At 49.4% G+C, this 18,320-nt stretch carries 17 protein-coding genes; 5 read left to right on the top strand and 12 right to left on the bottom strand.

The window, feature by feature from the left end:
- From FJ146_16630 to FJ146_16595, 8 genes are all read right to left on the bottom strand, one after another.
- Positions 1-639, bottom strand: a 639-nt coding sequence (locus FJ146_16630) for a hypothetical protein (GenBank protein MBM4253595.1), incomplete at its 3' end; no start/stop codon positions are given.
- Positions 640-832: 193 nt separating this feature from the next.
- A complete protein-coding gene (locus tag FJ146_16625; GenBank protein ID MBM4253594.1) occupies positions 833-1,615 on the bottom strand; it encodes a hypothetical protein in 783 nt (260 codons plus the stop codon).
- Between the two features lie 236 nt (positions 1,616-1,851).
- Entirely contained in the window at positions 1,852-2,925 is a 1,074-nt protein-coding gene (locus FJ146_16620) for a hypothetical protein (GenBank protein MBM4253593.1), read from the bottom strand.
- A gap of 161 nt (positions 2,926-3,086) precedes the next feature.
- Positions 3,087-4,004 (bottom strand): DUF4382 domain-containing protein, encoded by a 918-nt coding sequence (locus FJ146_16615; GenBank protein ID MBM4253592.1) that lies wholly within the window; start codon positions 4,002-4,004, stop codon positions 3,087-3,089.
- A gap of 1 nt (position 4,005) precedes the next feature.
- On the bottom strand, positions 4,006-4,929 hold the full coding sequence (locus FJ146_16610) for a TIGR02147 family protein (protein ID MBM4253591.1): 924 nt from the start codon (positions 4,927-4,929) through the stop codon (positions 4,006-4,008).
- Positions 4,930-5,606: 677 nt separating this feature from the next.
- Positions 5,607-6,308 (bottom strand): hypothetical protein, encoded by a 702-nt coding sequence (locus tag FJ146_16605; protein ID MBM4253590.1) that lies wholly within the window; start codon positions 6,306-6,308, stop codon positions 5,607-5,609.
- 71 nt (positions 6,309-6,379) lie between these two features.
- Positions 6,380-8,101: a hypothetical protein gene (locus FJ146_16600; GenBank protein MBM4253589.1), complete on the bottom strand. Its 1,722-nt coding sequence runs from the start codon at positions 8,099-8,101 to the stop codon at positions 6,380-6,382.
- A gap of 176 nt (positions 8,102-8,277) precedes the next feature.
- Entirely contained in the window at positions 8,278-8,733 is a 456-nt protein-coding gene (locus FJ146_16595) for a hypothetical protein (GenBank protein MBM4253588.1), read from the bottom strand.
- A gap of 215 nt (positions 8,734-8,948) precedes the next feature.
- Between FJ146_16595 and FJ146_16590 the strand changes: the two genes are divergently transcribed.
- The 4 genes from FJ146_16590 (at position 8,949) to FJ146_16575 (ending at position 13,210) form a co-directional block, all read left to right on the top strand.
- Complete coding sequence (locus FJ146_16590; GenBank protein ID MBM4253587.1) at positions 8,949-10,259, top strand: hypothetical protein; 1,311 nt, start codon at positions 8,949-8,951, stop codon at positions 10,257-10,259.
- Between the two features lie 241 nt (positions 10,260-10,500).
- Entirely contained in the window at positions 10,501-11,154 is a 654-nt protein-coding gene (locus tag FJ146_16585; GenBank protein ID MBM4253586.1) for a hypothetical protein, read from the top strand.
- A 23-nt stretch (positions 11,155-11,177) separates the two neighbouring features.
- On the top strand, positions 11,178-12,527 hold the full coding sequence (locus FJ146_16580; GenBank protein MBM4253585.1) for a hypothetical protein: 1,350 nt from the start codon (positions 11,178-11,180) through the stop codon (positions 12,525-12,527).
- 20 nt (positions 12,528-12,547) lie between these two features.
- Positions 12,548-13,210, top strand: a complete 663-nt coding sequence (locus tag FJ146_16575; protein MBM4253584.1) for a hypothetical protein — start codon at positions 12,548-12,550, stop codon at positions 13,208-13,210.
- Between the two features lie 35 nt (positions 13,211-13,245).
- On the opposite strand, the gene FJ146_16570 is transcribed toward FJ146_16575, so the two are convergent.
- From FJ146_16570 to FJ146_16555, 4 genes are all read right to left on the bottom strand, one after another.
- Positions 13,246-13,887, bottom strand: coding sequence for a hypothetical protein (locus tag FJ146_16570; GenBank protein MBM4253583.1), 642 nt, complete (start codon positions 13,885-13,887; stop codon positions 13,246-13,248).
- Positions 13,888-14,267: 380 nt separating this feature from the next.
- Complete coding sequence (locus FJ146_16565; protein ID MBM4253582.1) at positions 14,268-15,158, bottom strand: hypothetical protein; 891 nt, start codon at positions 15,156-15,158, stop codon at positions 14,268-14,270.
- Positions 15,155-16,039: a hypothetical protein gene (locus FJ146_16560; protein ID MBM4253581.1), complete on the bottom strand. Its 885-nt coding sequence runs from the start codon at positions 16,037-16,039 to the stop codon at positions 15,155-15,157. Before FJ146_16560 ends, FJ146_16565 begins: the two co-directional genes overlap by 4 nt.
- Positions 16,040-16,049: 10 nt before the next feature.
- Positions 16,050-17,117 (bottom strand): hypothetical protein, encoded by a 1,068-nt coding sequence (locus FJ146_16555; protein MBM4253580.1) that lies wholly within the window; start codon positions 17,115-17,117, stop codon positions 16,050-16,052.
- An 887-nt stretch (positions 17,118-18,004) separates the two neighbouring features.
- Here FJ146_16555 and FJ146_16550 point away from each other — a divergent pair.
- Positions 18,005-18,320 (top strand): IS110 family transposase (locus FJ146_16550; GenBank protein MBM4253579.1); only part of this gene is annotated, 316 nt, incomplete at its 3' end.

The following is an 18,320-nucleotide window of genomic DNA, read 5'->3' as shown; positions in this document are numbered from 1 at the left end:
AAAATTATTCACGACAATTGCAGGCGCAAAATAATTTGGAGAGAAATCCTGGAAGTGTCCCAGCCGCTTAAAAGCCTGCAGATAAGCACCCTCGGGCCCATAGATTTTCGCACTGTCCACACGCTTTAGATTTGTCGGCAGGGCCCCGACGCGTGACCAAGCTGAGATGAATTTGTTTTCACTGATATCGGTTCTAAAGGGAATCGCTTGTTGAGATATCATCGCACCAACTACGACCGGTGTGGCCAGGTTTTGGATGTCCGTGACCTCAGATACGTCACCGCTCAGAACTTCTTGACGCTGCGAAAACATCGCATCGATGATGATCTTTGCCGGCCGGCGCTGGTCGAGAGCCTTGAGTAGCTGCGTCAAACCTGCCGGCGAAATCCGTGACTCACCGCGCAACGCTACCGTGGTGTCATCGACGGCTAGGATCTTTAAACGTGAGTGAACCGGAACATCGCCCTTGATGGCCCGTCTCACGTAAAAGTTAACTGGACTACCAATGTTGTGGTTTAGATAATCGCCTAGCCCTACTCTTTCCCCAACAACGATTATAAAAAACCACATCACCACCATAAAGACCGTGGTGGGGCTCAGCTTTTTGAACCATTGGGTGATTTTTTCGGAAGTCGTCATGCTCAGGTTATCGGCGATCGCACTCAAAACCTGAGGGTCACTTTGGATTTTTACTAGTTAGGGAGCGTGGCAGCCCGTTTTTAATTGTGTAGAGGGGGGCGGGAAACTACGGGCCACCACATTGTAGGAGCTCTGGGGTAGGACTACCCCTGGGGGGGACAAGGACCTATCTAGTCATGAGGATGACTATTTCTTAAATAAGTACGCAAAACACAGAATCGACGAGCTCGACGGCAGTTCCGATAATCGTTGGCACAGCAACAGACACCACCTCAGCGACCAGCTGAACACCGAGATTCAGGACGCGACCTACCGTACGCACCAGCGTCGTCAGCAGTCCACCGCGACGGCAGCCGCCGTAACATCCATCACATTCGCTACGACACCCAAAAATGTGGCCCGTCAATGCGAGACCATTTGCCTGTTTGCTAGCCTTAATTTTGTTAAGGCGAGCGGTAATGCCATTCCAAGTTGCTGTCGCCGCAGCCGTATCCTTCGCTGCCGATTGTTCGACAAACAGATTTAGCTGCGTTCTGAAAAACTCACTCTCTACTGCTGAAAAAACACCGGGGTATTGCTTCATTTTTGCGGCGAAAGCCTCGTCGATCTTCGTATGCGCCGTTGCCAAGGCTTCGTCCTTGCTGACCGGTGCCGCCACAGGGGTAGCCGGTGATACTGGGGTTTCCGAAGTTGTAGCTATTTGTTTCGAAGTCTGGGCAGCTTGAGCTTCAGCTAAGCGTGCTGTCAGGTAAGCTTGCGAGATTTGCAACTCAGAGTCGGCAACGACCTCCTCTTCACCGGCGCCAGCGGCCTGCGGCCCTGCGCCATTGGCCACTGCAGAATCGGCAACAGTCGACTTGCCGCGATCGGCACCGGCTATGCGACGCGATTCGGACCGTGCGTCCGTATTGACACCGCAACCATGAAGCACAGCTACGCCCAGTAGTGTAGACACTAAAATGCCAAGATTCCTCATAATGTCACCATTCCTCTAGGTACAGCCCCAAGAGTGAATCCCTCAGGCGCTGAGTTTTGTTTAGTTCAGAAACTTCACAATTCTTATCGGCATAAATTCATAAAACTTTAGTTTATTTTTAAAAAACGAACGGAATAGCCAAGTTAGCGAATATCTGAATACAGAAGTTCGCCGCCATGCACTGGGCGTTGGCGGCGAACAGTCTAGAGGTATGCAGACGGGCTGCCTGCGTGGCCCTAAATCTTTGGCGCGCCTATTTGATCAGTGATCCCAGACGTCAGGCTGGCGGGTATAAACATATCAGACCCGGGCGGCGTGGCCGTGAGAGTGCCTGTCGCAGTGGTGTTGTCATCGACTTCGGTAGCATCGTACTGAGGCGCTTCCGTGGCGCCATTGAATTTAACTGTACCCGTCCAGTTGTTCACGGATAGCTGGATGCTACCCTTGCTACGCCAAATATTATCCGGCGCATTGTAGTCGCCCGTGACATCTTTAAACTCGAATTTATATATATCTGAGAAGGTATCGCCAAGGCCGCCACCTAAATCAAACGAGTAGTCGTCTTTGGCGAAATTCATGCACTCATTGTCCCGCGTTTCGATCTTGTCTTTGACCTTGAATTTGCAGCCCTTGAGCTGTGAAGTACCGTCCAAGCTGGCAGTGCGACGCTTAAACTTGGTCGATATCCCACCTGGATATACTGCTTCCGCATTAGTGACGGACAAAAACTCAAGGTGCAGCGACCCCTCCTCGCATCCCGACTTAGCAATGAGATTGGTCGACATTTCACGGAAGGGCTTGCCTTGTAGCGCCGAGATATCTCCAACAGTACATGCCATGTAGAAGTATATTTCCAAGGTAGCGGTGATTGATTGAATGGTTATACTCTGGTCGGTTGCGATCTTGACGCATTTGGAGATATCTAGTGTCTTCAGCATTTTCGCCGACACTTTATTGGCATCCATCGTGAATGAGTCGAGCTCCGTATAGCACTCTTCAAATCCTGGCGGGACGTTCAGCTGCGACTCAGGTTGGTTGACGTAAAACACCCGCGCCATGTTTAAGAACTTTTCCAGCTCAGGTTGGGTTTTTTTAGCCCTGAGAGCATTCGGTGTGGGTATAATATCAGCCTCAACGAGCAGTGACCCACCCACTGGAAGAGGCGTCACCGCTGGCTGTGAAGATCCACTCGACGTGGTGCTGCGAGAATTTTCCTTGCCTTCGCCGCCCTGTACGCACCCACCTACTACTTGCACCAGCAGCATAGTGACCATCAGGTTTGTCGAGATCTTCGCACTTAACGAGGCCATTTCCATCCCCCCAACAAGTCGCACCACTAGCCTGCAAGCTGGGGTAATTAACAACCGTACCAGACACTCGGGGGGTGTATCGGCACACCCCCTAAAAAACTTCAGAAAATCTTCAAAATTTCTTCTTTTTCAATAAGAATCGAAGGGTTACAAAAACCCGGTTACTTTGGTGGCGCTGCCTCAGCTTTTTCTACATTGATTTTGGTCTCGAGCGAGGTAACGAGCGGCTTCAGGTTCAGGCAGTATTCAATGACCTCATTAAGAGCCCCCTGATTTAAGACCCGTTTTTCAATATTATTTGATAGATCGGCCGTCAGCTCAAATATCTTGGATTCATTAGCAAGTACTTCAAGAATTTTATCACCCAATTGGAACGTCAATTCGAGCGGAATATTCGGAGCGGTGCCAGTAGGTAGCTGAATCAGATTGGAACAAGACTCAAGTCGTGCATTCTGCGGAGCTGGATTTTGCGGAGCTGGATTTTGCGGCCATGGTAGCGACGTCCCTGAACCATTCAGGATATCGGCAAGCAGCGATAAACCTAGGCCATTTGGCAATGTAAAACCGCCCGGAATGGTGCCGGTGTTGCTAGGCATTTGGAATGCCGGGCTGCCCGATCCGTTTTGAGTGCCCGGAATTAGGCTGGACAAGGAGGACCAGTCGATTTTAATCGGGTAGTCTTTGCCAGTGGTATCAACAAACTTAAGTGGCTCGTTGTCTTTCAGCACTAACTTCAGGCGATCGTATTTTCCCGTCGGTATTTTGATCTCGCCTGCGATCATGGCTTTGCCGCCGGTTCCCACCCTATCCTTGATCTCGTAAATAATTTTCTCTGTCTTGGTGCTGCCATTGGCCTCTCCCACAGGAATGAGCTCGGCAGATTTAACGCCAAAGTCGAGCTGACCTAAAGTTATTGGTTTGATGTCGAGACTAATCGACGTGAGGTAAATGGTAGGTTTTGGGTCCTGACCTGGCCCCTTACTCCCGCCTCCGCCGCCCGGGTTACCTGTGTTGACGCCACATCCAAGGCCGATAAAGATTGCGGCTAGTGTCACTTTGTATGTTTTGGCTGTGATCATCTTAGTCTTGTCCTTCTCTATCGCCTTTCAGGTTGGTTAAGGCAAACGCTTGGATATTTACTTGCATCATTTCCGAAGCACCTTGGTCTTGCGATGCTATGAACATGAGATAGTTACGGAATGCTTGTACTTCTTGTTTGATACGCTTCAGTCCGTTAGGCGACACCGCAATAGTCACAGCGCCAATGTCACGCTCGTCGGGTGGTAGGTTTTCGATCGACGACTTACCGAGGTCGATCATTCTCTTATGGAACTGAGTAGCCCCGATATCGACGACCTCAGATTGCGTCTCGAAATCGTTGACCGTTTTGACGTGCCGCTGGAGTTCCGTATCGAAGCGAATAAGCCCCATCGTCTCGAGCATCGTTAGACTCTCCTGAATCTCACGCTCAGACAGGTGGAAGTTAAGTTTGCCCTGTATCCACTGAGGATCAGAGTTAAATGGTGTCACTCCCACCAGCTCAAAGATCACGGCGTGATGCCACTGGCTATAAAAGCGCAATACTTGCTCATCTGAAGTATTGCCTACACACCGGCTCTTGAGACTCACCAACTTCTGCAGATGCTTGTCGAGATCCTCAGGCTTCGAGGCATGAGTGTAGAGCACCATAGTGTCGAAGTACTGCTTCTCGTAACCGCGGAGTCCTAAGGCCTGGGTTACCTTTTGAATCGTATTACGAGTCAGCTTGCGTTGGCCTTTGATGATCAGCCACGAGACATTGCCCGTACCTAGCCCTAGCTCGTGCGAGAAGATGACGTAGGAGTAGTTGGGACGAGCAGCCTTCTCGCTTTGGTATATAGCCTCGAGATAAGGCTTATAGTCGACAAAGCCAGATGGTTTAATTGATGTCTTAAAGAGTGGTTTAGTCACTGCTCTTCCGACCTCCTTTAGGAGTTTTCGGAAACAAACAACAAAATCTTTAATAAGATTTGCGCTTCAGTGTACCGACCAATGAGAAAGACGCCGAAATTGGTGTAGTTTCAGGCATTTGAAGTTGAGGGAAAATTGCGGAAAGGGCCCTGCGACACCCTGCCAATTAACACACCCCCTTCAGTAGACCCCTCCAAACCGCAAATCAGCATCTAGGATTTGCGGAAATTTATCTGAATCAAAAAAATTCAGTGGTACTTAATTCAATAATTTCTGTTTGTTACATATTTTGCTAAAGTTGCGGAAAAAAATGCCGATAAGAGTTTTGTAAGCTGCGCAGCAGACAACAAAATGAAACACTCAAACACCCTGGAGATAACATGAAAAACAAACTCAAAACTGGTCTTTTTGTTTACGAAGCAGCAGTGCTCGCAGCCTACATGGTGCTCCGCCCCATCGGCCAAGAAGTCGCAAATGCAGTCCGCCGCGCCAGTGACAAAAAGGCGTAATCAGCCGCAAATGCGTTTAGTAGTGCGATTCAGTCCCTCAGACCCCGACTCCCCGAGGGACTAGATCGATATAGGAATAGGGAAACCGACTGACTCCCCTCCTCCGACTTGAAGGGTGCTGGCCTTAAGTGGCCAGCACCCCGATTCGTTTTGGGATGCTTTCTCATGTTGATGGGAGGATCAATCGGCGGATAAATCGGCGTGCGATTGCACATGTGGTTATTAGGTGTGTTGCAGCTCTTGATGCCTGAGTGTTTGCGCGTAAAGTGCAAAATCACGGCCGATGCAGAGAAATCGGTACATACACAACCAATGGACTGCTAGCATAAAAACGAAAAGGATGAGTATCCTATCTTCTCGATCAACCTCTATGACGAGGTAAATAGGCACGATTGAGAGGACCAGAAGTACGCTCACGAGTAAAAATTTTTCTATTTGCTTTAATCGAAAGTATTTTCCGCGACAGAGGTCAAATTCAACCCTGTGCTTCATTTTCAAATGCGCAGCTTCGGAAGGACTAAGATGTAGGTAATTCATTAAAGGCAGTAAAAATAACGTCTCAGAACTCCATGCGACAAAAAAATACAAAAAACCAACCCTCGGAGAATAGAGCGAGACAACAATGATTGAATGCCAAAATTCATTACCACGCCAAAAAAAAGGAAATGATCTCATCATTAAGATGAGATTTCTCCCACAAGATCTGAATATCGTCGGTTGCTGTGCTTGATCATCCCTGATACCAGACTGCATCTTTGTCATCAGAACAGTCGCAACAAATACAATTAAAACTACATGAACAATCAGCGCTGCGAGGAACGTTGTAAAATGATACTTGCTTGATGTAATGATCAAGACCAAGCCGATTGCAAGCAAAAGCGTAGCCAACCAGCGGCCGTATCTTATCCCGTCGGGAAGCTCCATGGTATTAACCCCAAAGTTATGAGATCAAGGTCTTCGATTGCACAAGAAGTCCATTCGACCGATTTTGATCTTCATTCTACCACGTCACCCTGCAGGTAAACCGATGTCGGTATATCGTTCTGAGCCTCTGGTGTACCCGGAGTGAAATCTGGCACATCTACGGTAAAGCTATGTTTACCGGCAGCAAGATCACCGAGGCCAAGACGGCGCGCTGGCGTAGCTGCACCAGGACACCAGGTTCTTGGAGTCAGAAATGTGGGTAATGCGTAGATCCCGTTAACAAGTGTGTTGTAGTGGCGGTATGGCTCACAGGATGGTTCACCCGGCAAGATGCGTTTGATCTCCTGACCATCAAAGTATAGATAATGCCACCGCCGATTGTACTCCTCACCACCCGCATGCGCACCGTGCGAAGATACGGTGAGAAAAATCGATGCATTCTTTATCGGTTGTGCCAGATCGAAGGAAAAAGTCTTTTTGGCTTTGCCCGGCTCATCCGTAGCGCCTGGTGTGAGTGATCTGATTTTATGGACTCCAGCTTCTGGAACCAGTGGTAATAGAAAAGGTTTAGCCTCTTCGATATAGCGAGAGTTAGATATAAGCTCAACACTTGCAGTAAAAGTTTCGTAGGTGGTTTCAGTACAGCCAGCTACCTTACCAACGGCGTCACTGGTGCCGTTGTACATCCCAGCTTCTATCCAAAAATCGACATTTTTGTTGAGTTCGGGATTCCGTAACACGCGAGCCAAATGCCCGATTTTGAATTTGTAGCTGATTTGCGTGGGCTGGACATTCTTATCGGTGAAAGGGTTGAAGAAACGCCCAATTTCAATCCGCTTGATGTCTTTATTTTCCAGCGAATCGGGCTTAGTCTTTGGCACGATGGCAAGCTTGATATCGTTACCGCCGTCGTAGGTGGCGCAACCAGCATTCTCGATGAATTTCAGTTGCATATCGCTACCAAAGTTTTCCAACTCTTCTGGCGTCACACGACGTGCAACAACAAAGTTGCTTAGCCTAACCACACCATCAGGAGTCGGTGCGAGATCCTTAGCTTTCTCGTCGTAAAACGTGACGTTGTCAAAGAGGACAAGTCTGGCATCTGCACCCTTACTGATGCCGAAGAGGCAAGAGGTGATAAACTTAACGATAGCCTTAATCAGATTGGTGATCATCGACAGCAATTGCCCGATGATCCCGCCGCCACTGGGCTTAGTCTCTACCGTCTCGCCATCACTGGGGCCCATGCATTTGTGGAGCCAAGCTTGGATGCCGCTGAGGAGTCGACCCGCCTGATAGATGAACTTCATGATGGGGTTATCAAGCGCTGAACCGGCCGCAGGAGCCCCGTCTGCTAGAGCGAGCGCTGCTGCAGCTGCCGTCTTACCTGCTGGGCTGGCGCCCTGGCCAGCCTCGACGCCTAGAGCCTCGAAATAGGCGATGCTGCGTGAGATCTCGGACTCGATGCGATTGAGATCGTCGATGAGATCGGGAGATTTCATCAGCTCTTCTTCAGTCGCAGGGATGCGCTTTTTGATCTCTTCAAGTTCTTCCTGTTTCGTCTGCAAATCTGAGAGAAGAAACTGGCCGTAATCCACAAGTTGAGCCTGGGCTCTCGCTTGCTTCTCGGCGTTGCTGCTTGATGTGTCCGTCGTAGCAGCTTGAACCACCTGCGTCTGCTGCCCACCGACGCTGTGCCGGGATTTACCCGATCCAGAAAAGCTGCCATTAGAGCAAGCCAGCGAGGCAGTTGTGAGTAAGGCTAGAGAGCGAATTTGATGTAAACGCTTCATCGACGCGATCCTGGGTTCGGGGTGGTTCCTCTGGGTTCTTCCTCTAGTGGGTACTTCCTCTAGGAACGTCGGGAGCACTCTGATGCGTCAAGCTCGTAACCTGCATTTTTCTTATCGGCGGCAATTCAGAAAAACTTTAGTTTCTTGATGTGCAACCAATAATATGAGTGGTTTAGCTAGGGTCCGTTTCCACCGGTCACGAATCCCAGTAGATTCTGTGGCACCGTTAAGATCCCCCCAAGCAGGCCAGTTGCGGTGCTAAACACCGAACCTAAGAGCCCGGATAGGCTACCCAAAGGGCCTCCTGAGTTGAGCAGGGAGGTGGAGCCAGCCGCTGTACCCGAAGCAACTGCGGGGCTGGGCGTCCAAGGCGCTGTGGCCACCGGAGCCGCAGGAGCTGTAACTGCGGGCTGACCGACGATTGGAGAGGTCACACTGGATCCGGGCGAACCTGCCAATTTTGGCGAGGTCTCCGTAGCAACCGCTTTCTCCACATCGGCGGCATCCGCCGCATTTTTGCCGCCCAACGTCGGCTTCGGCGGCATACTGGTGTCACCGCAGCCAGCTAAGGCTAAACTTCCGAAAATAAGGATCATTTGCGGCAGGAAAGAAGTAGTTTGACGTGACTTCATCGGTACCTCCAGGGTGGAGAAAAATTCGATTTCTGAATCATTTATCGGCATATTTTTAGAAAATCTTTAATAGATGCGAAATCATGCGTGACTTCTGCCTGTTGCGTGAGGCCAGCTAGATCGCCTACTGATCGATGAAAAGTAGTCTTCGCCTTTTTTTGATATCCGAATGACACCTACCGTAAAATGGAAAGGAGGCATGGAGGACACTAACTATGGCAGAACAAACTACCGACCATTTAGCTTACCTAGAGATCCTGCACGCCGTGCGCGAGCATATGAGTCTCGCCCACACCGCGACCTACCTTGGATCTAAACCACAAAACGTTGCTGGTTGGGTTACTACTCAGTCAGTACCTACACTCAAAGACTTCCGCGCCCGACTGGTGGAGGCCGCCTACTTTATCCGCGACATCCAGCAACGCCCACTCGATCTAGGGCCCGACGCTAAGAGAATTCTGGACGAGAATGCCCCCGAATTACCTCCTTGGGGTCTCACGACCGTTAGCAAGAAACCTGCAGACAGCGACAAAAAGAGTGCCTCAACAGACAACTCGTCATCCTCAGATAGCCTAACCCAAAGGCTGATGAGCAACCTCTTTGAATTCTTGACGCCGTCGGCTCAGGCTCAAGTGCAAACACGCTATCCTTACTTGTCTTGGGCTAAGTTAGCGATGCTGCGAAAGTTGATCGATGAGGATAAGCCTAAGAGATCTAAGAATGGCAAACGAGTGGTACACCCTCCAACAGTTATGATTTGGGGCGAAACCTGCGCCGGTAAGAGCACCTTGGCTAATGCCATGCTCGGTGCTCCTCTTTTTGAGGAATCACCCATCCCTGATGCTCACCGCATCCACGTTTTGACGTCCGACGATAAAGTCCTGGTGGAGGCACCGGGAACCGACGGACTTCCGCCCACCCCAGAAGAAACGTTGCAGATCCTACGCTACTTGCTTAATAGTGAGGACTGTTCGCTCTTTATCGTGTTGTCCAATGCCGCGTTTCCATTAGTAGCCAGACTAAAATTTGTCGAGCAGATCACGCATCTACCAATCAAAGTGAATCTCGTATTTAGCAAACTCGACCTATTCACTCCCGAAGATCAGGAACAGGTCAGCAGATTCCTCCGTGGACGCTTCTCCAGCTACCGTACGTTTATCTGTGGCAACAAGTTTAGCGATGAAACCGTGCTCAATGAGCTACGCACTGCCGCAGGGCTAATGGGCACAGAGCGCCTGAAACTGGTGGCCGCAGCAGCTGCTGGTGGCGGCAGCGACGGCCATGGTGAAGTTCTCAAAGAAATTGTCACTCTGGTGCGCCGCATTGCTAAACTCGGCGATCAAAAGATCAGCGGTGACACCACGTTCACCCAGCTAAAACTCTCTAAACCACAAATTGGCGCCATGCTGCTTGAGGTCGAAGACTCGTTTAGGATTAAACTTCCAGACCGTGATGCGGACCACGCTCTCCGTGGCGACGGCAATCTCAATTGGTTGTCCGAGGTCGTTAAGTCACTCCAGATCTAAAGTTCTTTGTGTTTACAATCAGTTAGTTCAGCGCCTTAGCGCCAGCCGCCGGCCCTTCGGGATCAAGCCGCCCTCGAAGGTTCCGGCCATTTCTATATCATAGAAATTCATTTTCTATTTTTAAATGAATTTTTTTCTAAAGTTTTGACCACAATCATCCGATAAGAACTTCAATAAGCGTGAAGCTCTTAATTGGCCTAGAGGCCGCAATCAGCGCACCCTAGAGAAAGGCGTCAAAGCTATGAATAACCGGAGAACGATCAGATTTTACGCCGCAGGATTACTAGCAGCCACGCTGTGGGCATGCGGCTCCGAAAAGGTGTACGTCACCGGCGACAGTCCAAAGCCCGATAAATCTGAAGATGACCCAATCGATCGACCAATGTGGGTTAAAGGAGAGGCCACACTAGAGACTGTCGACAGTAAAACCTTTGAGGACAAAATTGCTCAGCGTAACGATCACCAGATCACACCGTCATCGGCTCATGTGCAGCAGGCAGGTGCAGCGCATGTTTCGGTAGCAGAGGTGATAAAACTACGATTCCTCGAGGCACAGGCTGCAAATCCAGGAAAGTTTAGTATCGATGATGCCCAACGACTGGCAGGCCTCGTCACTAATTATGCTGAAGCCGCAAAGCGACGCGATGTTATCGGTGCCTTTTTAATTTATCAGAATATCGGGCGAGAAGTTGCCCGCATCAAAGCCGCTCAAAACAATGTAAGACTGTTCCTTTACGACAACTCCACCTTCTCCGGCCGCATCCTTAACTTCGGTAACGGTATCGTCGACGTCTTCGCCCAGTTTTATGCGTCTTTCGTTGCACTAGATCCGAGTTTGGCGGTCGGTGCTGGCGAGAGTCTCGTACGGAATATTACCCATCTCATCACGTTCTAAAAACACAAATAGAGGTAAGTTTTATGCACCCATTTACAGGAAAAGTAAGGTTCCCCAATGCGGCTCACTGGATTCTCCCTTTTTTGATGGCGGGAACGTATGCCTGCTCAAGTGCCCAGACCGGAAATGTCGGATACAGCGCGAGTGGAACTAAGCCTAATCGGTCACAAGACGGAGCCGGAGAGCCCTCTGAAGTATTAAACAAAATCCAAGTCCCAAATGATAGCGCACTCGCACCTGCCCCCGCACCGACACGCGACTTGTCTCTCGCAAAGTTGCCCACTGATTCTGAAGCTGCTGATATTATAAGATCTGACTTCAATGCCAATAATCAATCCGCTGATATCATCTATGTGGATATCCGGCATCTATCGCAAAAGGACACCGGTACTAACGAACTCGAGGCCTATAGATACGGTATCGCTAAGACCCTAAATAGCATCTCGGTCGCGCCGAGCGTGGTCAAATTGGCACCATTAGACTCGGCTGAAACAATCTTTAGAGTTAAATTATCCGATTACACACTGGCTAGCAGCTGGCCCATCATACTTAGGGACAAAAGAGCCAAAGCTAATGTCAGCCAAAACGGCGGCTCAACGATCGTAAAAGGCGACTGGCTTGTTTTTGCTGCAACCCGCCCAGAGATCTATAACTCAGTCATGCGTATTCCTGGCAACGTCAATGGACTAGAGGCAGAGTTTGGCGCAGACTACAATAAAGCTGTCTACATCAATGCCCCCGAATCGACCGTTACTTTTAACGGCCGCGTCATGCAGCGGATTCCTATCGATGTCGGTGGCAAACCAGGTGGCTACTACTGGCGTACCTATGACCCAGTCGGTCGGCCCCTAGAAAACCTCGCGTTCTCAAACCCCGAAGCGATGCGCTTTGCTACCCTACCGACTCTTTATGCAGGGGAATACTTCTTCAGTCTCCCCAACGGCCTACAAGGATACTCGCTGTCAGGATTCGTGTTCCAGACACGTCTCGATGCGCAGCTATTTGCAGCAACCGATCCACGTCGCCCTCAGGATGGTCTGACCACATGTGCCGGTGGCGCAAAGAACTGCGGATACGTGCTCAACGGTGAATCATGTATGACATGCCATGCCAGTGGCGTTAACCAACCAATCAAATTTATGGGGCTAAAGGGCATTGCCAACGAAAAAGCAGCACAGGATCTGATAACACAGGACCGGGAACGTTTTGCCTCGGCTCTCAAAGAAATGGGCTACACCAACTATCAGGGCGCGGAGCCTATCCTCGAAACAATCACCGCCTTCAAAAATAGGACTAAAGACGTCGACAAAAGGGTGCAGGCTGGTGAATTCGAGGGTGCCAGCAACAACCGCGGCATGTTCCAACGCAAGTGACCACAAGGTAAGGAGACTAAATGCATAGCAACCAAATCGCTTATGACTCTATCCACCTTGTTCGAAATGAAACTGAATCTTGGATGATGACCTACGAATACGAGCAAAGAGATGCCACCGCTAGAGTTAGCGTGCCCATGTACCTCGGTGCCGCGATACTGTACGGCGTCTTTGCGTCCGCATCCCTGACAGATATCACCGTGAGCGTATTCACCTTTCTGGCCTTGATAAATTTCACTTGGCTGATTTGGCGTATGTTTTACGACAATCACCACACGAAATCGTTGTTCCGCATCACAGTGATTAGCGATCAGGTCCTATTGGTTGCCGGAGCAACGCTTATGGTCACTCTTGCCGTCAACGACGCTGAGTTAAACACGACCCAGCAGCTCGCAGCCTGGACAATTTATCTGCTCATGGGGTTCCAGATTTGTGACGCAGTCCGGTCGACGCCATCATTGGCGATTGGCGGCGGCGTGATACACACCATCATTGCTATCGCATCCTGGAAAATTGCTGGTTACGACGAAATCACAGCCATGTCGCTATTCTTTATCATCACTAATCTCTACGGGGTACTACACAGCATCGTGCGCCTTGATCAAATCCGAGGTCATGCGAGGATTAGTATCGAGCAGGCGATTTGTCGTCAAAAAAGAGCTGGTCTACTTAATTGTTGGTGAACCAGAGGCATGGTCTTGTATACTTTTCGGGAACACTACGGCATGTGGAATGGAAGCCTTTTCCCCGTTACCAGCTTATTGTGCCACCAAGCGTACAGATTGATTAAGTGACTCAATCGATCAAGACGCTTGGTTGTGCACCAAGTTTTGCGCGCGAGCCTCTTGACGCGATCTCGAAACATAGCGCAGGTATGATTCAGCGTAAAAAGAGGATCCCATCCCCCACGTTTCAACTCTCCCTGTCCCGTGACGCACCCCCGCCTGCCCTTGTATACCTCGTGCACGACTGACTTGGGCAGCAAATCTGAGACGATCTTGGGATATCGCGAGCATTTGTCAGACTTGACTATGGCAACATTAGGACAGAGTCTGGCAACCTCCGTAATGACCTGACGCATCGCCTTGATGCGGCCGTCTCTGCGACGCCCGTATCGATTACGGGCTTTGGTGCTGAGGTTTCCAGACGCAGGCATTTTTGCTACCGCAACCGAAATAACCTCCCGAGTTGAGCCGGCTACAGCCAAAGCTATCGAAATGGGCTTACACTTAGTATGCTCAAACGTCTCCATTTCATCGAAGATCACCGTGCTTTCAGCACCTTTAGCAACACTGCGATAGGTGCGCGTGTTCAGGTGTAAAGCAGCTCGTCCCCCTAGACGGACAAGCTTCCGAGCCACTGTGATTGGACTACATCCTAATAACCGCATGCAGCCACGCTGGGAGGTAGCCTCCATTAGCTGCCGCATCAGAGCTTGAGTGAGATGCGGCTTACGCTCACGATATGTGAGCGATCCAGTTTGGGAAGAAAACGCCAATCTGCAGCGTTTGCAAAGATAACGCTGGATACGCGGCTTTCGCCCGGTTCGCCGCGAAAAAAACCCGTATTTAATAACATCACGACAAAAGTCGGGGCACACAGGGCATGGTGGTTTCACCTTTAGTCGAGTTTTCATTTCAAGCTCCTCTCGTAATCGTGAGGAGAATATCCATGAAAGCCACCCATTAAAGAAGTGACATGACCTCAGTTAACAGCGACATGTACACCATCGACCAACAATTAAGTAGACCAGCTTTGGAGGGTCACCGTAATTTTGATATCTCCAATGAGTTGATTAACACTCGATGGAGTGCCGTTTGTGTCGATGAATCCAGCGAGTTCTCCTGTGATGACTACCTTTGGGATCATGATAGGTTCGATGTTCCAGAACCACTCCATCTTTTTCAGAAGTAGTCCGTTTTTCGCTGGGATCCCGTCAAAACCCTTAGCTGCGATAGTCCAGTGTAGTACCTTGTCGAAATTATTCTCGGGCGAGAGTTTATTAGCATACGTCGTGAGGACGTCGCTTGGACCGGGGACAACCTCGATGTCAAATTGGCCTGGGGCCGACTTTTTGTCTAATTTGCTACCCGGCTCCTTGACCGTAACGGTCGTATTAACCGACTTACGGAAGTCTTTATAGATACTGGGATCCTGAACAACCGGGCCGAGCAACATGGGACGAGCTGGGGCAAAGGTCGCGTTTGCGACTTCACCAATAGACAGTATCGAGCCGTCGCTCTGGAGGTTTGAAAGCCCTGTCGGTGTGCTTCCTGCTCCAGCGGCAAGTATTCCCGCAAGGTTGACAGTAAGACTAAGGCACTTAATTTTAGCCTCAGGGAATGTCATCGTGAAGTCACTCATAACCTCTATCGAGGCCTTGCCGTTGCACACTTCATTGCCGGAGTTTGAGATCACATTGATAAGATACTTGGCTGAGGCTACCTTAGACGCCGGTTGACTGGCGGCGTTGAGGCTATTTCTTGCCAGCAGAGGCGCATGTGCTGCAATAGGCTTAGACTCACTTGCACCTGGCGCCGAAAACACAAAAGAATCTTCGGCGGCACTACAGGCCCAAAGCATCGATGTCATGAAAGATAACAGTACGTTCTTTTTTGATAGAGAGATCATTTAACATCCCCTTTCACTAGGAGAACACTATCAATAATCCCTTTAAGACCAGTGCTCCAGAATGAATCAAGCTGGCTGGTTAGTACCGCCTTTACGCCCATGTCGTAGGCTTCGACGTTCGAGAACATATCTAAGTAGATATCGTCGGCAAAGGGAATCACTAGTACCATCACTTCGAGGTTTTTAATCAAAGACTTCGCATAGGGCATCTCTTCGCCTGATTTGATGGTCAATGCGAATGCGTTATTGATGAGCTTACCATCGACGTTGATCGTCTGTGTAACCTTGATGATGCCGGTTATCGCGATTTTAAGCTTCATCGAGAAAGATAAATTTTGAATATCAAGAGTTGGCTTTTCGATCATATTTATTGAAAGATTCGCTAGGTTGGCAAGATCCGAAAGTCCACTATTGGGCAATTTAATCTCACCGGCCCCTACGCTTGCATTTTGCTTCATATAGGCTGTCAGCGTCTTGGCCATGTCCAGAATGGATTTATTCAGCCAGATCTGCGCTCGGTTTTGCCGCGTGATGGTTGGTGGATTTTCACTGCTCTTGGGCTTAACGCTAGGAGCACTCGCGGAGCTCGCGGCAACTTCGCTTACAGTACCGTCAAGATTTACGAATCCAAACGATTTGATGCCCGTGTAGTCTAAGGCACCCTCACCAACGCGCTGACAACCGAGAACCTTCATTTTAAAATTCTGCAGTGTGGGAGCCTCGGTTCTTGACTCTAGGTCAGAGCATATTTCTGAAGCGACACCTTGCAGAGTCCTTGATTCCGTGAAGATAGAGCTAACGCTCGATGCCGATTTAGTCGGGGCACCGCAGGCTACTAATAGTAAGGATAGTGATGAAATATAGCTTAGCGCGGTTCTCACGTTAACCCCCTTACTTAGTTGGTTGGCCGCCTATGGTTTCACCAATATTTTCTGGAGAGGTTTGGTCAACTTGTGCGAGTTGATTTTCGAGATCATCTTGCTTCTCTAAGCTCAGATTCAGCTCCATGGGTATCAGTCCGGTGATTGCCAATATAAGCCCGGTGGGATCTAAATTAGCAATGATTGTGATGATTTTGAGGAGACCACTGACAGCTTTAAGATTTGATTTCTGTGCGATGAATTGGCTTTTTGCATTCCCTTTTAATTTAATACCGATGATAGAAACCGGACTTGTGCTCATGGTGAACTGAATTGAGTCGTATATAAAATTGGAGTTCTTATCGATGCTATCGAAGCCCGTGCTGGTAATCGTGAAGTCCATGACGTGCTTAAATTGATATGTTGTACCTGGAGCTGTGAGGGGACGATCGTAGTAGTTCATCTTTATATTGACGTTGCCTTTTGCCGTTTTGTTACCAACCTGAACGGTGATGTTCCGCTCGGTATAGTTAAGCTGACTGAGCTGCTCGCGAGTCGCAGCTAGAAAAGAGGGGAGGAGCGGCCTTGGTGGACTGTAGGTTCCGGCACCAAGAGTTTTCAGGGCCAGTACATTATTTGCGATGACCATGGGGTCTTCACCCGCGCTTGGAGGCTGGGAAAAGGCTCCAAACATCTGCTTGAGATCAATTTTCCCTAGCCAACTACAATCGAGTCCGCCCGCTGGCACCTGTAGGAGCTGAGCTGTGCTTTTTGAGTTGAGTGCGGCATTGACCTGAACATTCATGGTGCCTTTACAGGATGGCTGCCCGGCAGTGCTGGCCTCGACCTTAAATTTTGCGTCGATCAACGACAAGGTGTCCGGTAACCCAAGGTCAGGTGGGGTGGGCTTTGATTCGCTATTATTTTTTTGTTTTGCGACATTGTCTTCTGTTGCCACAGCGTCGACTGCGCGAAGACCCGGAGCCTTAGACCCCGCAGAAACATAATCTGCAGGTTGCCCGCCACAGCCACTAAGGTTCATAGCCACTGGTAGTACCCAGAAATAGACCATTTGCCGGTGTGTGGTTTTGCTTGCCAATTTGGCCTCCGTATTTGCTGATTCAGGATTGTTATTTTTCTTATCGGCCCTGCTACGTAAAAACTTTAGCGGGATCTCAAATATCAATATTTACGGTATTTTAGCGCCGGCCAAAAAACCTAGGATCGGATTTCATGGGTAGTTTCGCGGCATTTGGCTCGATGGATTCGGATTGCAGTCGTTTAAGTGGCATAGCGAATTTGAAAATACAAAAAATAGTGACTCTTAGACTGCTGAAAGAACTAACTTTAGTAGCCATCCTCAAGAAACAACGCAAATGAGCCGAAAGGATTTGCATTGTTTCTGATACAGAGCCTTCGGGAGGCATCATGCTAGGTAAATCAACTAAAAGGCATGTGATTAGAGCATTCTTGGTCGCCCAAATGACTGTTACCGCTAGTTGTGCGGACACCAGCGCCCCGACTCCGCCGAAGGTGTCAAAAACTAATAAGAAAGAATTGACGGCAATACGCAGCACCGATCCCGGCACCACCCAGAACTCAACGGTACCTAAAAAAAAATATTGAAACCATAATCTCAGCCGGCAAAGTTTCGGGTAATGCGATAACGTCCGGCACCGTTGGGGGATCGACTGCCATTTTGACTACCGGAAATTTAATGACTAGTGGCAACGTCGGCAATGTAAGGAAAGCATCGCCAGCCAACTCGCGGAGCGAGTGCTGGTCTCACTCTGCAGAGTGCCGCGTTTGATGCTTTGGAAAAATAATCACGGATTGCTTTGAATCTGGCCAAAGTGTGCAGGAGGGTTGCGCTTCAACCGGCGTGACCTAATGGCCACTAGGCTCTCTAAGTAGCATTATAGTGTCAGCGTTGAAACCAGGGCCTCGAAGGCCAATGACAGCTATAAACGGAAGGAGCGCAACCCAATGTCCATTTATATCGGAACGGATGCCCACAGCAAGACTAGTGTTTTTGTCGCCGTCAACAGTCGAGGCAAGGAGCTTGCCTCAATCAGAACAAATACCAGTGAGAGTGGGATCTTATCATTCCTCAGGAGCCTTAGTGGCCGGAAGAGTCTAGCAGTGGAGGTGTCTCACATCACGAACTGGGTTTTTAGGACGGTCAAGAATGAAGTCGATCAGTTTGTCGCCTTTGATGCTTCTCAAATACAAAAAAGAAAAGGTCCAAAAGATGATTTCATCGACGCCCGCAACATAGCTCATCAGTTACGCGGCAACTTTC

The organism is Deltaproteobacteria bacterium, assembly GCA_016874735.1.
Taxonomy (GTDB): domain Bacteria; phylum Bdellovibrionota_B; class Oligoflexia; order Oligoflexales; family CAIYRB01; genus CAIYRB01.
The sequence above is the reverse complement of the archived record's forward strand: the minus strand, read 5'-3'. Positions and strand labels throughout refer to the sequence as shown.

Excerpts from the sequence above, each read along its gene's own strand:
- FJ146_16625 (MBM4253594.1), bottom strand. The coding sequence starts at position 1,615 with ATGAGGAATCTTGGCATTTTAGTGTCTACACTACTGGGCGTAGCTGTG.
- FJ146_16620 (MBM4253593.1), bottom strand. The coding sequence starts at position 2,925 with ATGGCCTCGTTAAGTGCGAAGATCTCGACAAACCTGATGGTCACTATG.
- FJ146_16615 (MBM4253592.1), bottom strand. The coding sequence starts at position 4,004 with ATGATCACAGCCAAAACATACAAAGTGACACTAGCCGCAATCTTTATC.
- FJ146_16605 (MBM4253590.1), bottom strand. The coding sequence starts at position 6,308 with ATGGAGCTTCCCGACGGGATAAGATACGGCCGCTGGTTGGCTACGCTT.
- FJ146_16600 (MBM4253589.1), bottom strand. The coding sequence starts at position 8,101 with ATGAAGCGTTTACATCAAATTCGCTCTCTAGCCTTACTCACAACTGCC.
- FJ146_16595 (MBM4253588.1), bottom strand. The coding sequence starts at position 8,733 with ATGAAGTCACGTCAAACTACTTCTTTCCTGCCGCAAATGATCCTTATT.
- FJ146_16590 (MBM4253587.1), top strand. The coding sequence starts at position 8,949 with ATGGCAGAACAAACTACCGACCATTTAGCTTACCTAGAGATCCTGCAC.
- FJ146_16585 (MBM4253586.1), top strand. The coding sequence starts at position 10,501 with ATGAATAACCGGAGAACGATCAGATTTTACGCCGCAGGATTACTAGCA.
- FJ146_16580 (MBM4253585.1), top strand. The coding sequence starts at position 11,178 with ATGCACCCATTTACAGGAAAAGTAAGGTTCCCCAATGCGGCTCACTGG.
- FJ146_16575 (MBM4253584.1), top strand. The coding sequence starts at position 12,548 with ATGCATAGCAACCAAATCGCTTATGACTCTATCCACCTTGTTCGAAAT.
- FJ146_16565 (MBM4253582.1), bottom strand. The coding sequence starts at position 15,158 with ATGATCTCTCTATCAAAAAAGAACGTACTGTTATCTTTCATGACATCG.